This window comes from Rhizobium sp. BK098 (assembly GCF_014193155.1).
Taxonomy (GTDB): Bacteria; Pseudomonadota; Alphaproteobacteria; order Rhizobiales; family Rhizobiaceae; genus Rhizobium.
In genome coordinates, this window is the sequence record NZ_JACHYY010000001.1 from 616,295 (window position 1) to 640,136 (window position 23,842).

Genomic DNA, 23,842 nt, shown 5'->3' on the forward strand with positions numbered 1-23,842 from the left:
TCTCGCTGGCATACCGAACAAGAACCGAGGAAACGGAACAAGGATCATGAACGCACACCTTCAACCCACGGGCTCCGCCTACTTCATTTCGCCCGAAACCGCGGCGGCCGAGAGCCACACGCTTTCGGTGCTTGTCGACAACGAGCCCGGCGTTCTTGCCCGCGTCATCGGCCTCTTCTCCGGCCGCGGTTACAACATCGAAAGCCTCACGGTTTCGGAGACGGAGCATCAGGCGCATCTGTCGCGCATCACCGTCGTCACGCGCGGCACGCCGCAGGTGCTGGAGCAGATCAAGGCGCAGCTCGAGCGCATCGTTCCCGTTCACCGCGTCGTCGATCTGACGGTACGCGCCCGCGAACTCGGCCAGGAACGGCCGATCGAGCGCGAAGTGGCGCTGCTGAAGGTGACCGGAAGCGGCGAAATGCGCGCCGAAACGCTGCGGCTCGCCGACGCATTCCACGCCAAGGTGGTGGATGCGACCATCGAGCACTTCATTCTCGAGATCACCGGCAAGTCCTCGAAGATCGATCAGTTCATCGCCATCATCAAGCCGCTCGGTCTCATCGAAGTCTGCCGCACCGGCATTGCTGCAATGAATCGCGGTTCGCAAGGGATGTAAGGGCCTGCGGCGTTGAGGGGGGCATCGCATATGAGGCAAATCGGGGCTGCAAATTCCTTCTCCCCTTGGGGAGAAGGTGGCCCGAAGGGCTGGATGAGGGGCGCTTTCCGATTTGAATTCACGAATTTTCGTGCTCCTGGCAGACACCCCCTCATCCGCCTGACGGCACCTTCTCCCCAAGGGGAGAAGGGGAAACGCGGTAACAATGGCTGATATCGGCGAAAAGCCATGGCATCCGCCCGCTGGTATGCGCCTCGGCGCCGCGCCTTTCGTACGAAGTGACTTTCCCTGGCTCGGACATTATTTCGGCTCGCAGAAGCTGGCTTCGATCGCTTCTCCTGGAATAGGCGGTGTCGTATCCTGGGGTGGCCGTGCGCCGGCCAAGGTGGCCGCCAGGATTGCGCGGTTTCGCGGATTGCGTCACTGGCATCTGGAGGACGGCTTTCTGCGGTCGATGGGGCTCGGCAAGTCCGGCGCTATTCCGCTATCCATCGTTATCGACGATCTTGGTCTGCCCGTCGACGCAAACAGCCCGTCGCGGCTTGAGCGGCTGATAGAAGGTGCCGGGGAGGTGGGAGAGCTCGGCCGCGCAATTCGCGAGCAGATCGTTCTTAACAAGCTCTCGAAATATAATCATCTTCCTCATCGATCGCCTCACATCGAGCAGACGGCCAAGCGGCGCATTCTGCTGGTTGATCAGGTCGTTGGCGACGTTTCTGTCGGTCGTGCGCTCGGCTCAAAAGTCTCCTTTGAGAAGATGCTCGCCGATGCGCTGGCAACCGATGCGCAATGCCTGATCCGCACCCATCCGGATGTCATGGCCGGCCTTCGCAAGGGGTATCTCACGCGTGACGCCTCGAAAGGTGATGCAATCCTAGTCGATGACGAGGTATCCGTGGCGTCGATCCTTGACGTCGTGGACGAGGTCTGGACGGTTTCCAGCCAGTTTGGCTTCGATGCGCTTCTGCGCGGCATTCCGGTTCGCTGCTATGCCGCGCCCTTCTATGCCGGCTGGGGCGTGACCGAGGATCATTTCGGCGTTTACACCAAGGCAGCGCTCGCCGGACGCCGGACGAAGCGGCGGACGGTCGATCAGATCGCCGCCGCCGCCTTTTCGCTCTATCCGACCTATCGCGATCCGGCTGACTGGCGCGAAATCGACGTCTTCCGGGCGATCGAGCTGATCGTCGCGCAGCAGAAGGCGGCCGCCTGAACCTACAGCATGTCCAGGGACTTCTTTCGCGACGGCGGCGGGAAGGCGGCATCGAGCACGGCCCAATCCTCATCTGTAATATCGATATCGACAGAGTCTCGATTTTCCTCGATGCGCTGTGCGTTCGAGGATTTCGGGATCGATATGACGCCGTCGCGCTCCAGCAGAAAGGCAAGCGCGATCTGGGCCGGGGTCGCCTGATAGGTCTTGGCGACGCGAATCAGCTCGGGATGATGGAGCAGGCGGCCTTGCTCGATCGGTGAATAAGCCATGATCGGAATGCTGCGCTCCTGGCACCAGGGCAAGAGGTCGTATTCGATGCCGCGTCGGGAGAGATTGTAGAGCACCTGATTGGCGGCGACATTGCCGCCGTTCGGCACGGAAAGCAGCTCGTCCATATCGTCGACATCGAAATTCGAAACGCCCCAGGCCTCGATCTTGCCGGCGGCTTTCAGGCCTTCGAAAGCTTCCACCGTCTCTTCAAGCGGGTAGTTGCCGCGCCAATGCAGCAGATAGAGATCAAGGCGATCGGTATTCAGGCGCTTCAGGCTGCGTTCGCAGGCTTCGACCGCGCCTTTGCGGCTGGCATTGGCGGGATAGACCTTGCTGACAAGAAAAACCTCGTCGCGACGGCCTTCGATCGCCTTGCCGACGATCTCTTCCGAGCCGCCGTCTGCGTACATCTCAGCCGTATCGATCAGCGTCATGCCCAGATCGAGGCCGGTCTTGAGGCTGGCGATCTCATCCCTGGCGCTTGCGCTATTCTCGCCCATATTCCAGGTGCCCTGGCCAAGTGCCGGAACCTGGATGCCCGAGGGAAGGGTGACGGTTGGGATGGGCTCGCGCATGATCATTCCTCACTGCAGAAAATCGAAGGATAGAAGCATTCGGCCGGATTTCAATCGACATGCGTCGTGTCACGGTGACAATCATCCTATGGCTTTCGTATGGCCGGCGAACTAATGTCGCACGATCATGCGCCCTCGTATTTTTGCGCGCGTGAAGAAGAATTTTGGATGCCGCCTTGTCACGATACGGTATCCTAGGAGGCATCATGGCGCTGGATACATTTCTGGCTCTTCTACTTTTTGCATTCACGACCTCAATCACGCCCGGACCGAACAACATGATGTTGTTTACCTCCGGTGTGAACTTCGGTTTCCGGCGCACCATTCCACACATGCTCGGCATCGGCGTCGGCTTTTTTGTGCTGCTGATTGCCGTGGGGTTGGGATTGGGTGCGCTTCTGCACACGGTGCCGGTGCTCTATACCGCGCTTAAATTCGCCGGCGGGGCCTACCTCGTCTGGATTGCCTGGAAGATCGGCACCTCGCGCAGCCTGAGCGAGGCAGAAAGCGATGCAAAGCCGATGAGTTTCATCAGCGCTGCTGCTTTCCAATGGGTCAATCCCAAGGCGTGGGTGATGGCTGTCACCGCCATGGCCACTTACACAAATGAGCAGCTCTATCTCTTCACTGTCCTTCTCGTCGGGCTCGCGTTTGCCGCTGTGAACGTCCCGAGCGTATCGACCTGGGCCGGCTTCGGCTCCGTCCTGCGCGATTGGCTCTCCGATCCCGTCCGGCTGAAATGGTTCAACATAACCATGGCCGTTCTGCTGGTGCTCAGTCTCTGGCCGATGTTAAAGTAGGCGCAAAGAGACAGGGAGACGGCTATGTCCCACGACCACTCGCATGATGACGATGGTCATCATCACCACGACAACCACTATTCGGATATGCAGGCGCGGGTGAAGGCGCTGGAAACGCTGCTGACGGAAAAGGGGTTGATCGATCCGGTTGCGATCGACCGCATCGTGGAGACATATGAGACAAAGGTCGGGCCGCGCAATGGCGCGCAGGTGGTGGCGAAAGCCTGGAGCGATCCCGATTTCGCCGACTGGCTGCGGCGTGACGCGACAGCGGCGATCGCAAGCCTCGGCTTTATCGGCCGCCAGGGCGAGCATATGCGCGCTGTCTTCAATACCCCGGAAACGCATAATCTGATCGTCTGTACGCTGTGCTCCTGCTATCCCTGGGCGGTGCTCGGGCTTCCGCCGGTCTGGTATAAGGCGCCGGCCTATCGTTCGCGTGCGGTGATCGACCCGCGCGGCGTGCTTGCCGAATTCGGCTTGACGCTACCACAGGAAACGAAGATCCGCGTCTGGGATTCGACGGCGGAACTTCGCTATCTGGTAATCCCCGAGCGGCCGGCCGGTTCCGAAGGCATGGGTGAGGCGGCGCTGGCGGATCTCGTCAGCCGCGACGCGATGATCGGCACGGCGGTCGTCGGAATGCCGGAGGCAGGGCTATGAACGGGCCGCACGATCTTGGCGGCCAAATGGGTTTCGGCCCGGTCGCGCCGGAGCCGAACGAGCCTTATTTCCACGCCGAATGGGAAAAGCGCGCGCTCGGCATCACGCTCTCCTGCGGTGCGTTTGGGGCCTGGCCGATCGACGAGAGCCGGCATGCGCGCGAAAACATTCCGCCGGCCGACTATCTGGGTGCCAGCTATTACGAGATCTGGACCCGCGCAGTCGATATGCTGCTGGAGCGGCATGGTTTTGCCACGGCGGAGGAGTTGCGCACCGGTCGTTCGCTCGAACAGGGCAGAGTGCCGAAGCGGATTTTGAAGGCGGATATGGTCGACGGTGTGCTGGCCAAGGGCGGTCCTTGCGACCGGCCGGTCGATACTGTACCGCTCTTTGCCGTCGGCGATCACGTCCGCACCAAGAATTTCAATCCGACTGGCCACACCAGATTGCCGCGCTACGCCCGCGCCAAAATCGGTGTCGTTGAGGCCGTGCAGGGTTCTTTCGTCTTTCCCGACGACAATGCCCATGGCCGGGGCGAAAATCCGCAATGGGTGTATACGGTGGTCTTCGACGGTGCGGAGATCTGGGGTGAGGGCGCTGATCCCTCGTTGACCGTCTCGATCGATGCCTGGGAGAGCTATCTTGAGCGTGTGTGAGGTTCCATCGCCTCTGGCGCAATCGCCTGGATTGCCAAAGTCTGCCGATGGTGAGCCGGTCTTTCCGGAACCCTGGGCGGCAGAGGCTTTCGCCATGACCGTGCATCTGCACGAGACAGGCCTGTTTTCCTGGAGCGAATGGGCGGAGCGCCTGTCTGGCGAGCTGCACAAGCCGGGCCGCGCGGTCGACGGCAGCGACTATTTCGATTGCTGGGTGGTGGCGCTGTCTGGCTTGCTCGCGTCGAAGGGTATCGCGGATGCCGATGCGATCCTGGCTTTGCAGCAAAGCTGGCAACGTGCGGCGGAGGCCACGCCGCATGGAAAGCCGATCGCGCTGGAGAATGATCCTCGACGTTAGAAGGCGGGCTTGCCTGGGACCATCCCTGCCGTTCGAGGCTTCGATCTGCGACCTCCGCACCTTAGGATAAGGATGGAGCGAGTGTCGAATTCCATGAAAGCTCACCTGATCGGCCTGCGCAAAAGACTAGCCCTTATGGTGAGGAGGGCCAAGGGGCCGTCTCGAACCACGAGGGCGCGTGGCCGGCCCGTATCTAAATGTCCTATGCGAGTGTCCCGCCGGCGTCAGGAAGAGAACTGCTTGTAGCACTCGTCCGCCACCTGCCGCAGCATGTCGCGCGAGATTTCGCCTGTCACGGCATAGCCGAGATCGCCGTCGATCCAGTAGAAGGTCTCGACGGCTTTGTCGCTGGCGATGCGGAAGCTGGTCGTCGTGTTGCCGCTATTGCGCCCCACCAGCACGGTCAGACGCTGGCCGCTGGCATTTTCGTACATGAATAGCGCTCCGGGCGTACCGTTGATCGGCAGCAGCCGGCCACCGACGAGCTGGAAGCCCAGTTTCTGCAGGCTCGGCACCTTGAGGCTAGCGACATTCATGCGCTTCCCGAGCCAAGTGGCAAGATGTGTCTCCTGATCCGCTCCGACTTCGACGGGATGGCGGACATCGCTGGCATAGACGACGAAGGCCGAGTGTGCTTGCTGCGGCAGAGCTTCGATTGATGTCAGCTGCAATTCGGGTCTGGCAAAAAGATCAGGGCCGAAGTGGCCGGCTGCAGCACCGGCGATGAAGAGCGCTAATGAGGCGGCAAGCATCCTCAGCTTGGGGCTTCGTTGCGGGGCAAACGCCTGTGCGGCCGATGAGGTTCTGCTTTTCAAAATGAGGTCTGTGTCGCCATCTCTCGATACCGCATAAGGGGAGAACATGGCCCGGATGTCATGGTTCTGGGCCTGCCATGCAGCCACGGAAGCAGCCTCTTCAGGATTTTCGGCCAGCCATGCATCCAGTTCCGCCTGTTTTTCCGGCGGCAGAAGGCCATCGGCAAAGGCGTGAAGATCCGCTTCGGTCACGGTCGGTTTGTGTTCGTTCATTTTGGTCTCCGAAGCGTGACAACATTTTCTGCATTCAGCAGGCTGGTCATCTTCTGGCGGGCGCGTGACAGGCGCGACATGACTGTGCCGATCGGGATATCGAGCATGTCGGCGACATCCTGATAGCTGTAGCCCTCGACGACGACGAGCATCAGCACCGCGCGATAGTCTTCGCCGAGGCTGTACAACGCCGTTTCGAGGCGCGATCGCTGTAGCGGATCGTTGTCCGTTTCGTCAGCCGGCAGGTGGCTGTTGTCATCGATATCGACGAAGCTGCGGCCGCCCTGCTGGCGCCGCTCGTTGCGGTAAAGATTGGTCATGATGGTGAAGATCCAGCTGCGCAGGTTCAGTCCGCGCCATTGGCCGCGGCGGGTCAGAACCTTCTCGACACAATCCTGAAGCAGGTCCTCGCCATCGGCATCCGACTGGGCGAGGCTGCGCGAATAGCGTCGCAGCGAGGGGAGGAGCGCCAGCACCTCCGCCTCGAAACTATCGAGCGCGGCGGAGGGGCCCGCCGCGCCGTTTCTGGTCCGGTCAGGGCCGTGCGACATCCCAGACGCCCTTGAAGCCGTCACCGGCGACATCACCGGACTTTGCGTCCTTGACGAAGAAATAGAGCGGCATGCCGTCCTTTGCCCACTGTTTCATCCCGTCCTTGCGGGTAATGATCGAATATGCACCCTCTGCTTTGGCTTTGCCATCGGCCATGAGCGGCGGCCAGGCCTTTGCGCAATCGCCGTTGCAATTGGATTCGCCCGACTTGTCGTTCTTGAACGTATAGAGCGTCATACCGTTTTCGCCGGCCAGCACCTTGCCCTTGGCGCTGTCGACCGTCTTGACAGGCGCGGCGAAGGCGGCGGTGGCAAAGGCCGATGCCGCAGCAAGCGCGGCCAGGAAACTCAGGGTCTTCATGATGTCTCTCCTCGGGTGGGTGAACGATGGTCGTCCAGGCCTCGCATTTGGCGTTGCCGGACATGAGACACGCCTGCTCGGGATTTTATTCCCAGCTCGCCGGGTATTTTTACCGCTTGCTTCCATTAGCCGAATCCTGCCAAGTCGAACCATGCAATTCGCGCCGCAACAAGATGAAGCGCTCAAGGCCGTCGCAAACTGGCTGAAAGAGGGGCGCTCGCCGTTGTTTCGTCTGTTCGGCTATGCCGGCACGGGCAAGACGACGCTTGCGCGGCATTTCGCCGAGCATGTGGATGGCGACGTGCTGTTTGCTGCCTTTACCGGCAAGGCGGCGCAGGTGCTACGCTCGCGCGGCGCCTCCAATGCCAAGACCATCCATTCCTTGATCTACCGGCCGCGCGGTGAAGAGGCCGTAGAGGACGAGGAGACGGGCAAGACATCGATCGCCCCGATGTTCACCATCAACCGCCAGAGCCCGGTCGCCAAGGCTGCGCTGATCATTGTCGACGAATGCTCGATGGTGGACGAAGCGCTCGGCAAGGATCTGATGAGTTTCGGCACGCCCATTCTCGTGCTTGGCGATCCCGGACAGCTGCCGCCCGTTTCCGGCGGCGGGTTCTTCACGAACGAAGAACCGGATTATCTGCTGACGGATATTCATCGTCAGGCGCGCGACAATCCGATCATCCAGCTCGCCATGCAGGTGCGTGAGGGCAAGGAAATCATGCACGGCGACTATGGCACCGCGCAGGTGATCTCGAAGAACGAGGTCACGCAGCCGCTGGTGATGGAGGCCGATCAGGTCCTCGTCGGCACCAACCGGACGCGGCGGCGCTATAATCAACGTCTGCGCGAGCTAAAAGGGTTTACCGCGGAGTATCCGCAATCCGGCGACAAGCTGGTCTGTCTGCGAAACGATCCCGCCAAGGGGCTGCTCAACGGTTCACTCTGGCAGGTCATGACCTCTTCCAGGGAAACGACGAAGCCGGGCATCAACCTGCTGGTGCGGCCGGAAGACGACGACATGGATCGCGGCGCGGCGAAGATCAAGCTGCTGAAACAGGCCTTCGAGGATGTCGAGGGCGAGATTCCGTGGTCGACCCGCAAGCGCTACGACGAATTCGATTACGGCTATGCGCTGACGGTGCATAAGGCCCAGGGTTCACAGTGGAACAATGTGGTGCTGTTCGACGAGAGCTGGGCGTTCCGCGATACGCGCGAGCGCTGGCTCTATACGGCCATCACCCGTGCCGCCGAGACGCTGACCATCGTCCGATAGGACGGCATTTGCGGTCATAAAAATCTGCAGAAGGACATTGCTGCCGATGCGTCACCGCGTGGTGATGCTGCTTTGCCGTGCCCATCAAAGTTTTGCATGGAACGATGTCGGAATCTCGTTGGTTTTGTTGACCATAATGGCATAAAACGGCTGCTATCATCCGCTTTGAAAATCAGGGATTTCGATCATGCCCGCCAAGCTTTCCGTGAACCTCAACGCCATCGCGATGCTGCGCAACCGGCGTGATCTTCCCTGGCCGAGCGTTACGGGTTTGGGCCGTATCGCGCTGGCGGCCGGTGCGAGCGGATTGACGGTTCATCCACGTCCCGATCAGCGGCATGTTCGCTTTTCCGATCTGCCAGACATCCGCGCGCTGATCGATGACGAGTTTCCGGAGGCGGAGTTCAATATCGAGGGTTATCCGAGCGACGAATTCTTCGATCTCTGTGCTTCGGCCGAGCCCGAGCAGGTGACGCTGGTGCCTGACGATCCCTCGCAGGCGACATCGGATCACGGCTGGGATTTCCGCAAGAATCGCGATCTGCTGGTCGATGTCGTCGCCAAGTACAAGACGATCGGCTGCCGCGTCTCTCTGTTTGCCGATGGTGATGGCGATGCTGAGGCGGTGAAGATTGCCAAGGAGGTCGGTGCTGACCGCATCGAACTTTACACCGGCCCCTATGGCGGCTGCTACGATGATCCGCAAAAGGCTGCCGTCATTCTCGAAGCGCTCGGCAAGACCGCCGACGCCGCCTTCGCCAATGGTCTCGACGTCAATGCCGGTCATGACCTGACGGTCGCCAACCTGCCGGCGCTGCTCAAGCGTATTCCGAAGCTCGCGGAGACCTCGATCGGTCATGGGCTGACGGCGGATGCGCTGGAGTACGGCATGGCCGAAACGGTGCGTCGCTTCCGCCGGGCTTGCGGTCAGGTGGTTTGATAGGAATAGGCTTGGGCTGGTCGGGCGAGGGCGTCTTTAATGCGCCATAGTGCCTGACCCCTCATCTTAGCCTTCTCCCCGCGTGCGGGGAGAAGGGATGACAGCGCGCAAACGGTACTTATCTCATTCGATTGGAGTTCGTGCGTGAGGCATGAAAGCTCCCTCTCCCAGCAAGCGGGGAGAGGGTTGGGGTGAGGGGCCTTGTACAAGGGTGCGGCAAACGAAGCCTCACCTGACCCCTTCCAAAACTCAGCCAGCCAATGCGGTCTTGTGTTCCTCGAAGAAGCTGCGCAGCGTCTGCGGCTCCTTGCCGGTCAGCTTGTTGAAGTCGTTCGTCAGGATGTCGAATTTGCCGGCGCGGGTGTTGGCGTCGGCGGAGACGAGCATGTCGACCACGAAGGGCGGCAGGCCGGCGCCGGTAAGGCCGGCGGCAAGCTGTTCGTCATTGACCTGAACGACTTCGAGAGGACGACCGGTGATCTTGCTGACGACGCTTGCGACGTCGTCGATGGTGACGGCGGTCGAGCCCGTCAGCGTGTAGGTGGCGCTGCCCGTTGCGTCAGAAGCCAGGGCAGCGGCGATGGCGAGCGCGCAATCTTCGCGGCTGATATTGCTTACGCGGCCGCCACCGGTTGCCGTGTACCATTTGCCGACTTCGAGGCTGTGCGGCAGGCCCATCAGATAGTTATCGAAGTACCAGGCGTCGCGCAGGATCGTATAGCCGATGCCGCTTGCCTTGATGGCGTTTTCCGTGCCGAGGTGGTCGGGCGCGAAGCTGACGAGCGAACCTTCCGGGGCAGGCATAGAGGTATAGAGAACATGCTTGACGCCAGCCTTCTTCGCGGCTTCGACGGCAGCCGCGTGCTGCTTCAGGCGCAGGCCGGGCACGGCGAGCGCATCGGTGCTGATCATCAGCAGCCGGTCGACGCCGGCGAAAGCGGCCGGCAGGGCGTCGGAGTGGTCGAAATCGGCCTTGCGGGTGACGACGCCCTTGGCGGTCAGGTCGGCAAGCTTCTCCGGGCTGCGCGTGGCCGCAATGATGCGGCCGGGTGCGACCTTGTATGTCTCGAGAAGGTGATGGATGACGCGCTGGCCAAGCTTGCCGGCGGCGCCGGTGACGAGAAGAGTGCTGCTCATGTGTTTTCCCTTGTTCGACCGCCGCACATTCGCAGAGGCCTTGTTGCTCTCAAAAAGAGACTAGCACTAGAATAGGAATTGACTTCGCAGTGTAAAGGAGGCAGTTTTTCGGCTCCAAGTTACCAAAAGGGAACCGGCATGGCAGCTAGCGCCGTCGTCAATCTGCGTGACAGCATAAATCCGCCGTTACGCGACGTCGATCTCAGCAATCTCGATTTCAGCAACTGTCCGGTGCGGGATCTGATCTCGCAGATCGGCGGAAAATGGTCAGTGCTGTTGCTGGAAACACTGGCCAAACGGCCATACCGTTTCGGCGAGTTGCGCCGTCTTGTGCCCGATATCTCCCAACGCATGCTAACACAAACGCTGCGCGACCTCCAGCGCGACGGCTATGTCGATCGCGAGGTCTTTCCCACCAAGCCGCCAAGCGTCGAATATCGCATGACGGCTCTCGGCCATTCGCTTTACGAGCCACTGGCGCTGCTTCTGAATTGGGCGGAGGCCAATCATGAGGCCGTCAAGGCCGCAAGAGCCCGTTTCGATCAATCGCCGGACTGAGCCGTCACAGTGAAGCCCTTGAAGATCGCTATCGTCGGCGCCGGGCCTGCCGGTCTTGCCGCCTCTCTCTTTCTCACTCGCGCCGGCCATACGACCGATATCATCGAACGGTTCGATAGCCCGGCTCCCGTCGGCTCGGCGCTAATGCTGCAGCCGACTGGATTGACCGTGCTGGAATCGCTCGGGCTTGGTCCCGCCATCCACGCCGCCGGCAACCGCATCGATCGATTGTTCGGCACGGAAACCACCCGCGGCCGCATCGTCCTCGATGTGCGCTACAATGCGTTGGCGGGCGGGCGCTATGGGCTTGGCGTTCATCGTGCGGCCCTGTTCGATACGCTTTACGACGAAGTCTCGGCGCGGCAACATCCGATCCATACCGGCCAGCGTGCTATCGGTGTGGCGGAGGAGGGCGGTGAAAGCTATCTCTCTGTCGAAGGTGGCGAGCGCCTCGGACCTTATGATCTCGTCATCGACGCCAGCGGCGCGCGCTCGGAACTGGTGACGGCATCGCCCGTTGCGCCGCGTGTACGCAACCTCGTCTACGGCGCCTTTTGGGCGACGCTCGATTGTCCGGATGGGCTGGTGGATCAGGCAGCGCTGACGCAACGCTATGACAAGGCGAGCGTGATGATCGGTGTATTGCCGATCGGCAGCAGAAGGCCGGATTTGCCGAAGCAGGCCGCTTTGTTTTGGAGCTTGAAGGTGGCGGACGCCGACGAGGTGCGCAGGCGTGGGCTTGAGCGCTGGAAGCAGACAATCCGCGGCTACTGGCCTGAATGCGAGCCTTTGCTGGAGCAGATTACAGACTGGGACCAGTTGACGCTGGCGCGTTATGCCCATCGCACGGTGATGACGCCCTATAGCGGGCGGACTGTTTTCGTCGGCGATGCGGCCCATTCCACCAGTCCGCAGCTCGGGCAGGGCGCCAACATGGCGTTGCTCGATGTGGCCGCGTTCGCGCACGCTTTGGCGGGACATGAAACGATCGATGCCGCTCTTGCTGCCTATGCCAAGGCACGGCGAATGCATGTGCGGTTGTTTCAGCTGCTCTCAGCGGCCTTCACGCCCTTCTACCAATCGGACTCTGCGGCACTGGCCTGGATCCGCGACCGACTGGTCGCAACCATCGCCAAAGTACCGCCGGCACCGCAGATCCTGGCCGGCATTGTCTCCGGCACCCTGGTCGATCCGTTTCATGGCGCAGGCTTGCGGGAATGTGACTGGCTGCGGCTGGCGGTGCCGCAGCCGTCTTGATCAGTTCTTGCGCTCGGTCAGATAGGCAAGCAGCGCGATAACCGGGAAGGCGACGCCGATCCAGGAGGCCATGTTCCAGCCGCCGGTGGCATAGGCCCAGCCGCCAAGCGCCGAGCCGAGGGCGCCGCCAGCGAAGAAGGTCGCCATATAGAGGCCGTTGAGACGGCTGCGATGCTCGGCGCTGAGCGCAAAGATGGCGCGTTGACCGAGTACCAGATTCGTCTGGACGCCAAAGTCGAGCATGATGCCTGACAGCGTGAGCGTGATCAGCGCCAGCAATGAACCGCTGCCGGAAAAATGGCCGATCAGGAAGGCGATAATGGCGAGCACCAGGGCGAAGGCTGTCGCAAGCTTCGTCCAGCCGCGATCAGCGACGCGTCCGGCAATCGGCGAGGCGACGGCGCCTGCGGCTCCGGCAAGTGCGAAGAGGGCGATGCCATTCTGCGTCAGGCCGAAGGCAGGGCTTGCCAACAGCAGCGGCGTCGTCGTCCAGAAGAGGCTGAAGGCGCCGAACATGCAGGCCTGATAGAGCGCACGCCGCTGCAGGACCGGCGTGCGGAGCGCGAGGTGGCCCATGGAGGACAGCAGCTGCCCATAATGCAGTTTCGTATGGGGCACGCGAGTCGGTAGAACGAGGCGCAGGATGACGATCAGCCCGATCATGACGCCGGCTGAGATGATGTAGACCGCGTGCCAGGAGAGAAGCTCGGACAGGAAGCTCGCAGCCGGGCGGGCGAGCATGATGCCGACGAGCAGGCCGCTCATGACATTGCCGACGACAGCGCCGCGGCTGGCGTCAGGCGCCATATGAGCGGCAAAGGGAACAAGGACCTGCACAGCAACGGATGCAAGGCCTATGCAGAGCGAGGCGAGCAGGAACAGCGACGGCGACCATGCGAAGGCCGCGCCGACAAGCGCGACGGCGGCAAGCGCCACCAGCGTCAGGACTAGTTTCCGGTTCTCGAGAAGATCGCCGAGCGGGACGATCAGCAGGAGGCCGAGGCCGTAGCCGATCTGGGTCAGCGTGACGATGAGGCCGGTCGCCGCCGGGCTGAAGCCGAGTGACTGGCTGATGGGGCCGGCAAGCGGCTGGCCATAGTAGAGATTGGCGGCCACCAGCCCGCAGGCGGCGGCGAACATGAATGTCAGCAGCGGCGAAATGGTTTTTTCCGGGAGCGGCGTGCTCTCCCGTCTGGCAGCGGCAGTTGCGGGCATGTCTCGTCCTCAATAGGAGCGGGGGTTACGTTCCCCGAAATTTCAGTGAAAATCAGTTCAGCAGTTTCATGGCTGTCTCGGCGACGGCGAGCATCTGTTCGGTCTTGCGGCCGGTCTTGCCGATCACGCGCATGCCCTTCGTCAGGGCCAGCAGCGTGCAGGCGGTGCTTTCCGGATCGACATGCTTCGATATGGAGCCATCCTCCTGTCCGAGACGGATCAAATTGAGGATACGCCTTTCGTCGAAATCGAAGGCGACGCCGACGCGACCGGCGACTTCTTCGTCGAAAAGCGCAAGTTCGGTTGCGCTTCCGACGACAAGGCAGCCGCGGCGGCCGATCTCTCCGCATGAGGCCTCCGCGAAGAACATCACCAAGGCACGAAGTTTTTCATGAGCATTCGGAGCTTCCGCAAGCGTCTCGTCGATGAGTTGCTGGCGGACCTGACGATACCGGCTGAACGCGGCGAGGAAGATCCCGCGCTTGTCGCCGAAAGCCTTGTAGACGCTTCCTGCGGTCAGACCCATGGCCTCGGTCAATTCGCTGATCGAGGCGGCATAATAGCCGCGCTCGGAAAAAACGCGCAGCGCTTCGTCCAGCGCGGAATCCATGTCGAATTCACGCGGACGTCCACGAAGCTTCGGTGCGATGTCGAGCGTGTCTGTCGTCATGCCACTCTTTTAGGAAATGATCGTTTCCAAATCAAGCGAATTTTTGCGTCGCAGCAAGAATCGAAAGAATACTGATTGCGACCGGTCCTGCTACTCGTGGAAAAACGCCATGTGGATCGCGTTCTTATAGCGGCCGTCGATGCGTACGGAATTGCGAGCGAGGCCCTCGCGGACGAAGCCGACTTTTTCGTAGAGCGCGATGGCTCTGTCATTGTCGGCATGCACGCTGAGTTCGACGCGTTCTATTCCTGCATCCCGCGCGGCATGCAGCGTCGCCTCTAACAATCGACGTCCCAATCCTCGGCCGCGATAGGCGGAGACGATGCCCATGCCGAGCTTGCCGGCGTGGGCATGGGAAGGAAAGCCATGACGGCTGATGTCGCACCAGCCGATAACTTTCCCATCGTCTAGGGCGACGAACTGCGGATTGCCTTTTTCGATCATGCCAAGCACGAAAATGCGTGTTTCTTCCAGCGGAAAGGCTTCGAGCAGCGACAGATATTCCCGCTCACGCGCGACCGTATCGAGCGCCTTGTGAAAACCTTCGATATGCTCGGCTGATATGGGTTCTATCCGGATTTCGCCACTTTCGGCCATCGTTGGTATCTCATTGCAAATCAGGGAAGCATTGAGGATATGGGCAAAACCAGAGGGTGTCCATTCACGCAGTCAGCCGCCTGCGTTCAGAGATCGAGTTCCCATGTCTGACCGTTCAGTTCCGGGCCGAACATGCGGTGCTTCTCCTCTGCGGCGAGCTTGAAGCCCGCCTTGATGTAGATGGCGCGTGCAGTATCGAGAATGTCATTGGTCCAGAGCGAGAGTGTTCTATAGCCGGCATCGCGCGAGAAACGGATGCATTCATCGACCAGCATCTTACCGAGGCCGAGGCCGCGCGCTGTCTTGTCGACATAGAGCAGCCGAAGCTTTGCGATGTCGTCGCCGCCATCGGTGATCATGGCGGACCCGACATTGAGGCCGCCTCGCTCGGCAATCCAGCACCGATCTTTTTGCGGGTTGAAATTAGACAGGAATTTGCCGGCGACTTCGGCTACCAAGCCTTCGAAGCGATCGTCCCAGCCGAATTCTTCGGTGTAGAAGCGCGCCTGGCTTTGTACGATCCAGCCGATATCACCGGGTCGGTGATTACGAATGAGCGCGGGCGGCGCTGCGGTTCGATCGGGGCCGAGTGTTTCCTGTATCGTCTGCATCGCTGCAACGACACGCTCGGGTTCGCCAGGCGCGAGTTTTTCGAAATAGCCGGCGATCTGCGCGCGTGAGCGGCGGACGAACTCCTCGAACTGCGCCTGTCCCTTGTCGGTGACTTTTATGACCTGGCTGCGCGCATCGTTCGCATCCGGTGTCGTTTCGACCAGCCCGTCCTCGCGAAAGCGCTTGACGATACGGCTGAGATAGGCGGGGTCGAGATGCAGCTCGCGTGTCAGCGCGGAAGCTGCGACGCCACCGCGGAAGCCGACTTCGAACAGCACGCGCACATCCGTGAGCGTATAGGGGCTGTCGAGATAGGCCTTGTTCAGGACGCCGAGGAAATTCGTATAGAAGCGATTGAAGTTACGGACGGCATCGATGGTCGTGAAATCGGCAGCGGCGGGCATGACATCGTCTCCTCAGGTATGGAGACGATGTTGGTTATTTATTGGACTCAGTCAAGTAAATTGATCGAGGTCAGGCAGCGCAGCTTTTGCTGCTCTTTTCATTCGCAAGCGCGAAGTCGACGGCCGCCTCGGCATGGATCGTCGTCGTGTCGAAGCCTGGCAGGATCAGTGCCTTCGGATCGAGGATGAGGCAGATCTCGGTGCAGCCGAGAATGACGCTGTCGGCACCTTCCGCCTTGGCGCGCTCGATGATGCCGTTCAGCTTCCGGCGCGACTCGTCCTTGATGATGCCAGCGCAGAGTTCGTTGAAGATGATATCATGCGTGACGGTGCGATCCTCGGGACCGGGCACCATGATGGAGACGCCGTTTTCAGCCATACGCTCGGCATAGAAGCCGTGTTCCATCGTGTAGCGTGTGGCGAGCAGCAGCGGCTTGACCCTGCCGGCGGCCTTCAAGGCCGCGGCGGTCTCATCGATGATATGGATGAGCGGAGCTGAAACGCGTGCGGCAACCTGAGGTGCGATCAGGTGCATGGTGTTAGTGCAGATGAGCACGCATTCGGCCCCGGCCTTTTGCAGGCCTTCCGCCGCATCGCCGAGGCGCTCGGCGGCATCGTTCCAGCGCCCGGCCTTCTGTAGCGCGACGATTTCCTCGAAGTTGACGGAGTACATGACCAGCTCCGCAGAGGAGAGGCCGCCGAGGCGCTCGCGGACCATTTCGTTGATCAGGCGATAGTAGACTGCCGAACTCTCGAAACTCATGCCGCCGATCAGGCCAATAGTGCGCATAATGCTGTTCTCCGCTCGTGGATTTTGAATGGAGGAATAGTGCGGCGATTCACCCGCCGCATGTTTGCGTTTTTTGAAGCTTATCAGGATCTCTCTGCAAATGTTTGCGCATTTTTCGATTTATGTGCAAAATATTGGCGTATATATGAGGAGTTGCCGTACATGCTTGATGAACGTGACCGAAAGATTCTCGAATTTCTGCAGGCGGATGCCGGCATCTCCGTCACCGAACTTGCCGATCGCGTTGCCCTGTCGGTGTCGGCCTGCTCGCGCCGCATACAGCGGCTTGAGGAAAGCGGGCATATCGCCCGGCGTATCGTCGTGCTCGATCGCGAGAAGATGGGAGTGCCAACCACGGTCTATGCGATGATCAAGACGGCGCATCACGCCGACGAGTGGATAGAATCCTTCCGCAAAGTCATCGGTGATATCCCCGAGATCGTCGAGGCGCATCGGCTTACCGGGAATTATGATTATATCCTCAAGATCGTCTTGCCGCGCGTCGAGCATTACGATGTCATCTATAAGCAGCTCGTGCGCAAGATCGAGCTCTTCGACGTCTCGGCGTCGATCTCGATGGAGGAACTTAAAAGCGGCGCCTCCGTTCCTGTCGGGTATGCACAATAGGCGCCTTGACCATATCGTAGCCGTGCAGAGGTGCCATGCATAAAAGATGGTTGCTGCATATCCTTCTCAACCCTACGTTTTTGAGCAGAGTTAATCGCGAGGTGTTGCCATGCAGGATCATCATGTCGTCGTGGTCGGAGGCGGCTTTGGCGGGGTACAGCTCGCCAATGATCTGAAGGGTGCTCCCGTCCGCATCACGATGATCGATCGGCGCAATCATCACCTCTTTCAGCCACTCCTCTATCAGGTCGCAACCACTCTGCTTGCGACCTCCGAGATCGCCTGGCCGATCCGCAATTTCTTCCGCGATCGACCTGACGTGACGACCTTGCTCTGCGAGGTTGTCGGCGTCGATAGCGCGGCGCATGAGGTGCTTCTGAAGAACGGTCAGAAGATCCATTACGACACGCTGGTGCTGGCAACCGGCGCTACCCATGCCTATTTCGGCCATGACGAGTGGGAGCCGGTGGCGCCTGGATTGAAGACGTTGGAGGATGCAACCACCATCCGCCGGCGCCTCTTGCTGGCCTTTGAGCAGGCGGAAATGGAAACCGACCCTGCCGTCCGCGAGGCACTGTTGACCTTCGTGATTGTCGGCGCCGGTCCTACCGGGGTTGAACTCGCCGGGATCATCTCGGAACTGGCGAGGACGACATTGCCGAAGGAATTCCGCAATATCGATACCCGCAAGGCGAAGATCCTGCTCGTGGAGGCCGGTCCGCGGGTGCTGCCGGCTTTTGCGCAGGAACTCTCCGACTATGCGCACAAGGAACTCGAGCTGCTGGGCGTCGAGGTCCGTTTCGGCAAACCCGTCACCTCATGCTCGGCAGAAGGCGTGACGATCGGCGACACCTTCGTGCCGTGCCGCACCATCGTCTGGGCGGCTGGCGTCGAGGCGTCGCCGGCGGCGAAATGGCTTGGCATTCCAGCCGATCGTGCCGGCCGCGCCATTGTCGACAAGGATCTGAGGGCGCCGGGCAAGGAGGATATCTTCATCATCGGCGATACCGCAGCCGTCATGCGTGACGATGGCAGCCCCGTGCCGGGGATCGCTCCGGCTGCCAAGCAGCAGGGCGCTTATGTCGCCAAAGTCATCAAGGCAAAGCTTGCGGGCAGACCGTCGCCCGGACCGTTCCACTATCGCCATCAGGGCAGCCTTGCGACGATCGGCAAAAGTGCTGCGATCATCGATTTCGGCTGGATCAAGCTGAAGGGATGGCTCGCATGGTGGGTCTGGGGGCTTGCCCACATCTATTTCCTGATCGGCGTGCGTTGGCGCATCGCCGTCGCCTGGAGCTGGCTTTGGATCTATATCAGCCGGCAGCACAGCGCCCGGCTGATCACGCAGAAGGAAACCATGCGCGAGGAATGAAAAAGGGCAGCCGTAGCGGCTGCCCTTTTTCGTATGAGTTGCTGCGCAACAGTGCTTATGCCAGCGAAGCGATGTCGATGACGAAGCGGTAGCGCACGTCGCTCTTCAGAACGCGCTCATAGGCTTCGTTGATTTCCTGGATGTTGATCTTTTCGATCTCGGCTACGATGTTGTGCTCGCCGCAGAAGTCGAGCATTTCCTGGGTTTCCTTGATCGAGCCGATCATGGAACCGGAAAGGCTGCGACGGCCGGGGATCAGCGAGAAGGCATGCACCGGAACCGCATGTTCGGGAACGCCGACCAGCACCATGCTGCCATCATACTTCAGCAGGTTGAGATAGGCGTTCCAGTCGATCGCCGTGCCGACCGTATTGATGATCAGATCGAAGGTGCCGGCAAGCTTCGTGAAGGTCTCGGCATCGCTGGTGGCGTAGTAGTCCTTCGCGCCCAGCTTGAACCCGTCTTCCTTCTTCGACAGCGTCTGGCTCAGAACCGTGACATCGGCGCCCATGGCATGGGCCAGCTTCACGCCCATGTGGCCGAGGCCGCCCATGCCCACGATCGCGACCTTCTTGCCCGGCCCGGCTTTCCAGTGGCGCAGCGGCGAAAAGAGCGTAATGCCGGCGCAGAGCAGCGGTGCGCCCGAATAGAGCGGGATATTGTCGGGAAAGGAGAGGACATAGCCTTCCTTGACGACGATCGAGTCGGAATAACCGCCGAAGGTCGGCGTCTTGCCGTCGGCTTCGACGTCGTTGTAGGTCTGGACGAGACCGGGCATGTAATGTTCGTAATCCAGGTCACGTGTGGCGCAGGTCGTGCAGGAATCGACGAAGCAGCCGACGCCGACGCGGTCGCCGACCTTGAACTTCGTGACCTCGGAACCGACGGCGGTCACGATGCCGGCGACTTCATGGCCGGGCACCATCGGATACTTCGAGCCGCCCCATTCGTTGCGGGCCTGGTGAATGTCGGAATGGCAGACGCCGCAATATTTGACGGAGATGAGGACGTCGTCCGCGTTCGGGTCGCGACGGTCGAAAGTGAATGGTGTGAGCGGCTTGGACGCGTCGGTTGCTGCATAACCCTTTGCGATAGGCATGGGAGATTTCCTTATCTTTTCGGATGGATTGGGAGTAGAATTTCGATGCCCCACCATGCATCAGGTCCGGGCCACAGCGTTAGAGCGATCCTGCAAGCTTTATGTACGATCCTGCGAATCTAAATAAGCAGCGGGTCTTTCGCGATCGAACGGTGCTACCTAGATAGGCATCGATATCTGCTCGAAAACAGTTGGTTGCGCATGACACTGCCTTTCAATCCCAATCAGGAACTCGCGTCGATCGTTGCACGTTTCGCCACGGAAGACGGCGAACATCGCACGCCGATAGACAATCTCAATCTCTATCGGCAGTCGGCCGCGACCGTGTGGCAGCATGGGGCTTATCGGCCCTGTTTTGCAATCGTGGTTCAGGGCCGCAAGAACCTGACAATCGGCGCCGAGACCTACAATTACGGTGTCGGCGAGTATATTTTGACCGCGCTCGACCTTCCGGTATCGACGCAGGTCACCAATGTCGGCAGCGATACGCCTTATCTTTGTTTCGGTATGGCGCTCGACAGCGAACGGTTGAAAGAGCTCCTGTCGCGCGTCAGCATTCCGCGTCAGGCGTTGACCGAGCCTGTGCGCGGCATTGCGGTCAATGCCGCTTCGCCGGAACTGCTTGATGCCTCGCTGCGGCTGCTCCGATTGCTTGATCGGCCCGAAGATATTCCAGCCATGGCGCCTTTGATCGAGCAGGAAATCCTCTATCGCCTGCTGACCGGTCCGAATGGCCCTCGGCTGCTGCAGATCGCGATGGCGGAGAGCCAGAGCAACCGGGTGGCGCGGGCCGTCGCCTGGCTCCGCGGCAACTATACGCAGCCGCTGCGCATCGAAGAACTCGCCGAACGCGTCGGCATGAGCGTTTCCTCGCTGCATCACCATTTCAAGACTGTTACGGCACTATCGCCGATGCAATATCAGAAGCAGCTTCGGCTTCATGAGGCGCGCCGGCTGATGATCGTCGAGCAGCTTGACGTGGGATCGGCCGGCCATCGCGTCGGATATCAAAGTCCTTCGCAATTCAGCCGGGAATACAGCCGCCTTTATGGCCTGCCGCCGCTGAAGGATGTCGAGGCGATGCGCAATAGCGTGGTTGCCGCTGAGTAGGTCTCGGGCCGACGGCAGTTAGCTGATCGGCGCGTTGCAGCTGCCGCCATTCCATGTGTAGCTCGGCGTGACGTCCTGCGGCCCCCACAGACCTTCGAAACGATGATAGCCGGCATCGAAGCGGATCGTCAGCGAGCCCATTCCATATTTGTCGAACCATCGCAGTGTTCGCGCTCTGCCGGGTGTCGTTCCGATTTCCGAGAGTGTGCCGACCGTCGCGTTGCCATCGTCGTCGAAATGATAGGTTCCCGATATGTGACCCTTCGCATCGACCTGCAGCGACGTTTCGACCTCGACCAACCGATCGCTGGAGAGAAGCTTGCCGCAATAGTGCCCGGCGGGACGCGCCAGGGATTTTGACGCTGCGTACGCCGGTACGGGTAGATGAAATAGTCCGCTCGCAAAGCAGATTCCAGCAATCCAGGTGATTGCCCAGCGTTTACCGCTTTCCATGCATCCGACGCGCCAGGCTGGCGCCGCTTTATAAGATTGATTGACCACGGGTTTCACCGAACGATCTCGCAGCAATAGAGACCGATATGATCTATCTATTGTGCGCATGCCATGACAAGTGTCCTCCGTCTTTTTAACGCGGTGCAGCAACGAATTCCGCTTGACGGCTGCGTCGGTGTCCTGCATAAAGCGCCACGAACCGTACCGTACGGTACGCATTTGGGAGTAACCATCGTGCTGAGCGAAGCAGGACAGTCGAGCGAGTTTTCGCCGCGCCAGAACGCCGTTCTGGAACAGGCGTTGCGTCTGCTCGTCGATGGCGGCGAGAAGGCGCTGACGACCTCGGGCGTTGCACGCGCCGCCAATTGTTCCAAGGAAAGTCTTTACAAATGGTTCGGCGACCGCGATGGCCTGCTGTCGGCGATGATCACCTATCAGGCCAGCAAGGTTCGCACCTTCGAGCGCAATGGCGAGCGGCTGAATACGATAAGTCTGCACGATCATCTCGTGATTTTCGCGCGTGATCTGCTGGAGGTTTTGGCCGGCGACGTTTCACTTGCGTTGAACCGTCTGGCAATCGGTCAGTCGAACCGTGACGGCTCCAAGCTCGGCAAGCTCCTGCTGGAGCGCGGCCGCCGGCAGATCGACCGCCGCGCCATCGGTCTCATTGATGCCGGCAAGAGGGCGGGGCTGCTGCGCTTTACCGATGCCGACGAGGCATATCACACGCTTTATGGGCTCATCGTCTCCGACCTGCATGTGCGCATGCTGCTCGGCGAGCCCGGTTTGAAGGATACGAGCCGTCAGGCTGAGAAGGCGGTCAGCGCCTTCCTCAAGCTTTACGGCACGGAAAAGGTATTGGCGGAAGCAGCAGCGACCGTCTGACAATTTAAAATCTGCACCCAGACAAGCAAACGGAAGGACAAACAATGCGCGTCTATTACGATCGTGATGCCGATCTCAACCTCATCAAGTCGAAGAAAGTCGCCGTCATCGGCTACGGTTCGCAGGGCCGCGCTCACGCGCTGAACCTGAAGGACAGCGGCGCACAGAACCTTGTGATCGCACTGAAGGCCGGTTCCCCCACGGTCAAGAAGGCCGAAGCCGACGGCTTCAAGGTCATGACCGTTGCCGAAGCTGCTGCCTGGGCCGACCTGATGATGATGGCGACCCCGGACGAACTGCAGGCCGACATCTACAAGGCCGACATCGCTCCGAATATCCGTGACGGTGCTGCGGTCGCTTTCGCCCACGGTCTCAACGTTCACTTCGGCCTCATCGAGCCGAAGGCATCGGTCGACGTCGTCATGATTGCTCCGAAGGGCCCGGGCCACACGGTTCGCGGCGAATACCAGAAGGGCGGCGGCGTTCCCTGCCTCGTTGCCGTTCACCAGAACGCTTCCGGCAACGCGCTTGAACTCGCTCTCTCCTATGCTTGCGGCGTCGGCGGCGGCCGTTCGGGCATCATCGAAACCAACTTCCGCGAAGAGTGCGAAACCGACCTCTTCGGCGAACAGGTCGTTCTCTGCGGCGGTCTCGTCGAGCTCATCCGCGCCGGCTTCGAAACGCTTGTCGAGGCCGGTTACGCTCCGGAAATGGCCTATTTCGAGTGCCTGCACGAAGTGAAGCTGATCGTCGACCTGATCTATGAAGGCGGTATCGCCAACATGAACTACTCGATCTCGAACACGGCAGAATGGGGCGAATACGTCACCGGTCCGCGCATCATCACCGAAGAAACCAAGGCTGAGATGAAGCGCGTCCTCAAGGACATCCAGACCGGCAAGTTCACCTCCGAGTGGATGCAGGAATACCGTTCGGGTGCTGCCCGCTTCAAGGGCATCCGCCGCAACAACGACAGCCACCAGATCGAAGAAGTCGGCGCCAAGCTGCGCGGCATGATGCCCTGGATCGGCAAGAACAAGCTGGTCGACAAGGCCGTCAACTAAGCTTTCGGCGAGAGCCGGATTGGAGGGCCGGGGCGAAAGCTCCGGCCTTTCTATTTTTGAGCTTTGACGTAGAGCCATCTCGTCGGTTCGCCATCAAAGCCGCCACCATCGGCTTCGGTCATGGTGATGTTCTTCCATCCTCTGGCGCTCAGCATAGCCTCAAGCCATACGGCGGAAGGATAGTTGTAATAGCGTCCGAACTTGTCGTGTCCCTCTGCTTCACCCGCCTTGAAGCTGGCGTGGAAGATGCCGCCCGATTTCAGGGCGCGCAAAATGCGGTCGAAGATATTTGGCAGAGCGGATCGCGGAACATGCAGCAGGCTGGCCTCCGCCCATATGCCGTCGAAGATTTCGGTAGCGTCCAAGGCTTCGAAACGCATCACTTGAACGGGCCTGCCAAGACGCTTTTCCGCTTCCCTCGCAAGCTCGGCTGAACCGTCCGTCGGCGTGACGTCGAAGCCGCGCGACATCATGTAGGCGGCATCGTGTCCACCGCCGCAACCCAATTCGAGGATGGTTGCGCGGGCGGGCAGGGCGGCCAGAAAGGCATCCAGCCTCTGGCGCGGTAGCCGGCGTTCACGCGCTGCGTAGATGGCGGCGTTGTCGGTATAGAAGGACGCTGTCGGGTCGGTGCTCATGCTGGCTGGCGTTCATTCCTTTGTAAGGCCATCGTCGA

General features: G+C 60.4%; 28 protein-coding genes. 15 read left to right on the forward strand and 13 right to left on the reverse strand.

The window, feature by feature from the left end; translation table 11 throughout:
* Window positions 1–46 precede the first annotated feature (46 nt).
* On the forward strand, window positions 47–619 hold the full coding sequence (gene ilvN, locus FHT73_RS02985; protein ID WP_112334546.1) for an acetolactate synthase small subunit: 573 nt from the start codon (window positions 47–49) through the stop codon (window positions 617–619).
* Between the two features lie 205 nt (window positions 620–824).
* Window positions 825–1,832, forward strand: coding sequence for a capsular biosynthesis protein (locus FHT73_RS02990; protein WP_183709726.1), 1,008 nt, complete (start codon window positions 825–827; stop codon window positions 1,830–1,832).
* A 2-nt stretch (window positions 1,833–1,834) separates the two neighbouring features.
* Here the strand turns inward: FHT73_RS02990 and FHT73_RS02995 are convergent, their stop codons facing one another.
* Complete coding sequence (locus tag FHT73_RS02995) at window positions 1,835–2,683, reverse strand: aldo/keto reductase (protein ID WP_348648119.1); 849 nt, start codon at window positions 2,681–2,683, stop codon at window positions 1,835–1,837.
* A 203-nt stretch (window positions 2,684–2,886) separates the two neighbouring features.
* On the opposite strand from FHT73_RS02995, the gene FHT73_RS03000 reads away from it, so the two are divergent.
* The 4 genes from FHT73_RS03000 to FHT73_RS03015 are packed head-to-tail and all read left to right on the forward strand — an operon-like array spanning window position 2,887 to window position 5,157.
* Window positions 2,887–3,480, forward strand: a complete 594-nt coding sequence (locus tag FHT73_RS03000) for a LysE family translocator (RefSeq protein WP_112605352.1) — start codon at window positions 2,887–2,889, stop codon at window positions 3,478–3,480.
* Between the two features lie 24 nt (window positions 3,481–3,504).
* A complete protein-coding gene (gene nthA / locus FHT73_RS03005) occupies window positions 3,505–4,143 on the forward strand; it encodes a nitrile hydratase subunit alpha (RefSeq protein ID WP_183709728.1) in 639 nt (212 codons plus the stop codon).
* A complete protein-coding gene (gene nthB / locus FHT73_RS03010; protein WP_183709730.1) occupies window positions 4,140–4,799 on the forward strand; it encodes a nitrile hydratase subunit beta in 660 nt (219 codons plus the stop codon). The genes nthA and nthB overlap by 4 nt, the downstream gene beginning before the upstream one ends.
* A complete protein-coding gene (locus tag FHT73_RS03015; protein WP_183709732.1) occupies window positions 4,786–5,157 on the forward strand; it encodes a nitrile hydratase accessory protein in 372 nt (123 codons plus the stop codon). Before nthB ends, FHT73_RS03015 begins: the two co-directional genes overlap by 14 nt.
* A gap of 224 nt (window positions 5,158–5,381) precedes the next feature.
* On the opposite strand, the gene FHT73_RS03020 is transcribed toward FHT73_RS03015, so the two are convergent.
* From FHT73_RS03020 to FHT73_RS03030, 3 genes are read right to left on the reverse strand one after another with little or no spacing between them, the layout of a single operon-like run.
* Window positions 5,382–6,185 carry an anti-sigma factor gene (locus FHT73_RS03020; RefSeq protein WP_112605364.1) on the reverse strand — a complete coding sequence of 268 codons (804 nt, stop codon included), beginning with the start codon at window positions 6,183–6,185 and terminating at the stop codon, window positions 5,382–5,384.
* Complete coding sequence (locus FHT73_RS03025) at window positions 6,182–6,736, reverse strand: RNA polymerase sigma factor (protein WP_112605367.1); 555 nt, start codon at window positions 6,734–6,736, stop codon at window positions 6,182–6,184. Before FHT73_RS03025 ends, FHT73_RS03020 begins: the two co-directional genes overlap by 4 nt.
* Window positions 6,720–7,097: a hypothetical protein gene (locus FHT73_RS03030; protein ID WP_112605370.1), complete on the reverse strand. Its 378-nt coding sequence runs from the start codon at window positions 7,095–7,097 to the stop codon at window positions 6,720–6,722. The genes FHT73_RS03025 and FHT73_RS03030 overlap by 17 nt, the downstream gene beginning before the upstream one ends.
* A gap of 151 nt (window positions 7,098–7,248) precedes the next feature.
* Here FHT73_RS03030 and FHT73_RS03035 point away from each other — a divergent pair, with 151 nt between their 5' ends.
* Together FHT73_RS03035 and FHT73_RS03040 are read left to right on the forward strand one after the other, a co-directional pair.
* Window positions 7,249–8,376 carry an ATP-dependent RecD-like DNA helicase gene (locus FHT73_RS03035; RefSeq protein WP_183709734.1) on the forward strand — a complete coding sequence of 376 codons (1,128 nt, stop codon included), beginning with the start codon at window positions 7,249–7,251 and terminating at the stop codon, window positions 8,374–8,376.
* A gap of 187 nt (window positions 8,377–8,563) precedes the next feature.
* On the forward strand, window positions 8,564–9,316 hold the full coding sequence (locus FHT73_RS03040) for a pyridoxine 5'-phosphate synthase (RefSeq protein ID WP_112605376.1): 753 nt from the start codon (window positions 8,564–8,566) through the stop codon (window positions 9,314–9,316).
* A gap of 249 nt (window positions 9,317–9,565) precedes the next feature.
* Here FHT73_RS03040 and FHT73_RS03045 read toward each other — a convergent pair whose 3' ends face one another.
* On the reverse strand, window positions 9,566–10,453 hold the full coding sequence (locus FHT73_RS03045; RefSeq protein WP_112605379.1) for an SDR family oxidoreductase: 888 nt from the start codon (window positions 10,451–10,453) through the stop codon (window positions 9,566–9,568).
* Window positions 10,454–10,591: 138 nt separating this feature from the next.
* On the opposite strand from FHT73_RS03045, the gene FHT73_RS03050 reads away from it, so the two are divergent.
* Entirely contained in the window at window positions 10,592–11,011 is a 420-nt protein-coding gene (locus FHT73_RS03050) for a helix-turn-helix domain-containing protein (RefSeq protein WP_112334569.1), read from the forward strand.
* A gap of 9 nt (window positions 11,012–11,020) precedes the next feature.
* Entirely contained in the window at window positions 11,021–12,268 is a 1,248-nt protein-coding gene (locus FHT73_RS03055) for an NAD(P)/FAD-dependent oxidoreductase (protein ID WP_183709736.1), read from the forward strand.
* Here the strand turns inward: FHT73_RS03055 and FHT73_RS03060 are convergent, their stop codons facing one another.
* From FHT73_RS03060 to FHT73_RS03080, 5 genes are all read right to left on the reverse strand, one after another.
* Window positions 12,269–13,483 carry an MFS transporter gene (locus FHT73_RS03060; protein WP_183709737.1) on the reverse strand — a complete coding sequence of 405 codons (1,215 nt, stop codon included), beginning with the start codon at window positions 13,481–13,483 and terminating at the stop codon, window positions 12,269–12,271.
* 52 nt (window positions 13,484–13,535) lie between these two features.
* On the reverse strand, window positions 13,536–14,153 hold the full coding sequence (locus FHT73_RS03065; protein WP_183709739.1) for a TetR/AcrR family transcriptional regulator: 618 nt from the start codon (window positions 14,151–14,153) through the stop codon (window positions 13,536–13,538).
* Window positions 14,154–14,243: 90 nt separating this feature from the next.
* Entirely contained in the window at window positions 14,244–14,750 is a 507-nt protein-coding gene (locus FHT73_RS03070) for a GNAT family protein (RefSeq protein ID WP_183709741.1), read from the reverse strand.
* 86 nt (window positions 14,751–14,836) lie between these two features.
* Window positions 14,837–15,766, reverse strand: coding sequence for a bifunctional helix-turn-helix transcriptional regulator/GNAT family N-acetyltransferase (locus FHT73_RS03075; protein ID WP_112605393.1), 930 nt, complete (start codon window positions 15,764–15,766; stop codon window positions 14,837–14,839).
* Window positions 15,767–15,836: 70 nt separating this feature from the next.
* Window positions 15,837–16,556 (reverse strand): aspartate/glutamate racemase family protein, encoded by a 720-nt coding sequence (locus tag FHT73_RS03080; protein WP_112605396.1) that lies wholly within the window; start codon window positions 16,554–16,556, stop codon window positions 15,837–15,839.
* Window positions 16,557–16,718: 162 nt separating this feature from the next.
* Between FHT73_RS03080 and FHT73_RS03085 the strand changes: the two genes are divergently transcribed.
* Entirely contained in the window at window positions 16,719–17,183 is a 465-nt protein-coding gene (locus FHT73_RS03085; protein ID WP_015340263.1) for an Lrp/AsnC family transcriptional regulator, read from the forward strand.
* A 109-nt stretch (window positions 17,184–17,292) separates the two neighbouring features.
* Window positions 17,293–18,555 carry an NAD(P)/FAD-dependent oxidoreductase gene (locus FHT73_RS03090; RefSeq protein ID WP_183709743.1) on the forward strand — a complete coding sequence of 421 codons (1,263 nt, stop codon included), beginning with the start codon at window positions 17,293–17,295 and terminating at the stop codon, window positions 18,553–18,555.
* A gap of 55 nt (window positions 18,556–18,610) precedes the next feature.
* Here FHT73_RS03090 and FHT73_RS03095 read toward each other — a convergent pair whose 3' ends face one another.
* Window positions 18,611–19,654, reverse strand: coding sequence for an NAD(P)-dependent alcohol dehydrogenase (locus tag FHT73_RS03095; RefSeq protein WP_183709745.1), 1,044 nt, complete (start codon window positions 19,652–19,654; stop codon window positions 18,611–18,613).
* A gap of 201 nt (window positions 19,655–19,855) precedes the next feature.
* On the opposite strand from FHT73_RS03095, the gene FHT73_RS03100 reads away from it, so the two are divergent.
* Window positions 19,856–20,764 carry an AraC family transcriptional regulator gene (locus FHT73_RS03100; RefSeq protein ID WP_183709747.1) on the forward strand — a complete coding sequence of 303 codons (909 nt, stop codon included), beginning with the start codon at window positions 19,856–19,858 and terminating at the stop codon, window positions 20,762–20,764.
* A gap of 18 nt (window positions 20,765–20,782) precedes the next feature.
* On the opposite strand, the gene FHT73_RS03105 is transcribed toward FHT73_RS03100, so the two are convergent.
* The gene (locus tag FHT73_RS03105; RefSeq protein WP_183709749.1) at window positions 20,783–21,217 is read right to left on the reverse strand and encodes a hypothetical protein; all 435 of its coding nucleotides are present in this window, start codon (window positions 21,215–21,217) and stop codon (window positions 20,783–20,785) included.
* Between the two features lie 234 nt (window positions 21,218–21,451).
* Between FHT73_RS03105 and FHT73_RS03110 the strand changes: the two genes are divergently transcribed.
* Together FHT73_RS03110 and ilvC are read left to right on the forward strand one after the other, a co-directional pair.
* Window positions 21,452–22,102, forward strand: coding sequence for a TetR/AcrR family transcriptional regulator C-terminal domain-containing protein (locus FHT73_RS03110; RefSeq protein WP_112334581.1), 651 nt, complete (start codon window positions 21,452–21,454; stop codon window positions 22,100–22,102).
* A 44-nt stretch (window positions 22,103–22,146) separates the two neighbouring features.
* Window positions 22,147–23,166: a ketol-acid reductoisomerase gene (gene ilvC, locus FHT73_RS03115; RefSeq protein ID WP_183709751.1), complete on the forward strand. Its 1,020-nt coding sequence runs from the start codon at window positions 22,147–22,149 to the stop codon at window positions 23,164–23,166.
* A 50-nt stretch (window positions 23,167–23,216) separates the two neighbouring features.
* Here the strand turns inward: ilvC and FHT73_RS03120 are convergent, their stop codons facing one another.
* Complete coding sequence (locus FHT73_RS03120) at window positions 23,217–23,804, reverse strand: class I SAM-dependent methyltransferase (protein ID WP_183709753.1); 588 nt, start codon at window positions 23,802–23,804, stop codon at window positions 23,217–23,219.
* Window positions 23,805–23,842 lie beyond the last annotated feature (38 nt).

Excerpts from the sequence above, each read along its gene's own strand:
- ilvN (WP_112334546.1), top strand. The coding sequence starts at position 47 with ATGAACGCACACCTTCAACCCACGGGCTCCGCCTACTTCATTTCGCCC.
- FHT73_RS02990 (WP_183709726.1), top strand. The coding sequence starts at position 825 with ATGGCTGATATCGGCGAAAAGCCATGGCATCCGCCCGCTGGTATGCGC.
- FHT73_RS03000 (WP_112605352.1), top strand. The coding sequence starts at position 2,887 with ATGGCGCTGGATACATTTCTGGCTCTTCTACTTTTTGCATTCACGACC.
- nthA (WP_183709728.1), top strand. The coding sequence starts at position 3,505 with ATGTCCCACGACCACTCGCATGATGACGATGGTCATCATCACCACGAC.
- nthB (WP_183709730.1), top strand. The coding sequence starts at position 4,140 with ATGAACGGGCCGCACGATCTTGGCGGCCAAATGGGTTTCGGCCCGGTC.
- FHT73_RS03020 (WP_112605364.1), bottom strand. The coding sequence starts at position 6,185 with ATGAACGAACACAAACCGACCGTGACCGAAGCGGATCTTCACGCCTTT.
- FHT73_RS03025 (WP_112605367.1), bottom strand. The coding sequence starts at position 6,736 with ATGTCGCACGGCCCTGACCGGACCAGAAACGGCGCGGCGGGCCCCTCC.
- FHT73_RS03030 (WP_112605370.1), bottom strand. The coding sequence starts at position 7,097 with ATGAAGACCCTGAGTTTCCTGGCCGCGCTTGCTGCGGCATCGGCCTTT.
- FHT73_RS03035 (WP_183709734.1), top strand. The coding sequence starts at position 7,249 with ATGCAATTCGCGCCGCAACAAGATGAAGCGCTCAAGGCCGTCGCAAAC.
- FHT73_RS03040 (WP_112605376.1), top strand. The coding sequence starts at position 8,564 with ATGCCCGCCAAGCTTTCCGTGAACCTCAACGCCATCGCGATGCTGCGC.
- FHT73_RS03045 (WP_112605379.1), bottom strand. The coding sequence starts at position 10,453 with ATGAGCAGCACTCTTCTCGTCACCGGCGCCGCCGGCAAGCTTGGCCAG.
- FHT73_RS03050 (WP_112334569.1), top strand. The coding sequence starts at position 10,592 with ATGGCAGCTAGCGCCGTCGTCAATCTGCGTGACAGCATAAATCCGCCG.
- FHT73_RS03060 (WP_183709737.1), bottom strand. The coding sequence starts at position 13,483 with ATGCCCGCAACTGCCGCTGCCAGACGGGAGAGCACGCCGCTCCCGGAA.
- FHT73_RS03065 (WP_183709739.1), bottom strand. The coding sequence starts at position 14,153 with ATGACGACAGACACGCTCGACATCGCACCGAAGCTTCGTGGACGTCCG.
- FHT73_RS03070 (WP_183709741.1), bottom strand. The coding sequence starts at position 14,750 with ATGGCCGAAAGTGGCGAAATCCGGATAGAACCCATATCAGCCGAGCAT.
- FHT73_RS03075 (WP_112605393.1), bottom strand. The coding sequence starts at position 15,766 with ATGCCCGCCGCTGCCGATTTCACGACCATCGATGCCGTCCGTAACTTC.
- FHT73_RS03080 (WP_112605396.1), bottom strand. The coding sequence starts at position 16,556 with ATGCGCACTATTGGCCTGATCGGCGGCATGAGTTTCGAGAGTTCGGCA.
- FHT73_RS03085 (WP_015340263.1), top strand. The coding sequence starts at position 16,719 with ATGCTTGATGAACGTGACCGAAAGATTCTCGAATTTCTGCAGGCGGAT.
- FHT73_RS03090 (WP_183709743.1), top strand. The coding sequence starts at position 17,293 with ATGCAGGATCATCATGTCGTCGTGGTCGGAGGCGGCTTTGGCGGGGTA.
- FHT73_RS03095 (WP_183709745.1), bottom strand. The coding sequence starts at position 19,654 with ATGCCTATCGCAAAGGGTTATGCAGCAACCGACGCGTCCAAGCCGCTC.
- FHT73_RS03100 (WP_183709747.1), top strand. The coding sequence starts at position 19,856 with ATGACACTGCCTTTCAATCCCAATCAGGAACTCGCGTCGATCGTTGCA.
- FHT73_RS03105 (WP_183709749.1), bottom strand. The coding sequence starts at position 21,217 with ATGGAAAGCGGTAAACGCTGGGCAATCACCTGGATTGCTGGAATCTGC.
- ilvC (WP_183709751.1), top strand. The coding sequence starts at position 22,147 with ATGCGCGTCTATTACGATCGTGATGCCGATCTCAACCTCATCAAGTCG.
- FHT73_RS03120 (WP_183709753.1), bottom strand. The coding sequence starts at position 23,804 with ATGAGCACCGACCCGACAGCGTCCTTCTATACCGACAACGCCGCCATC.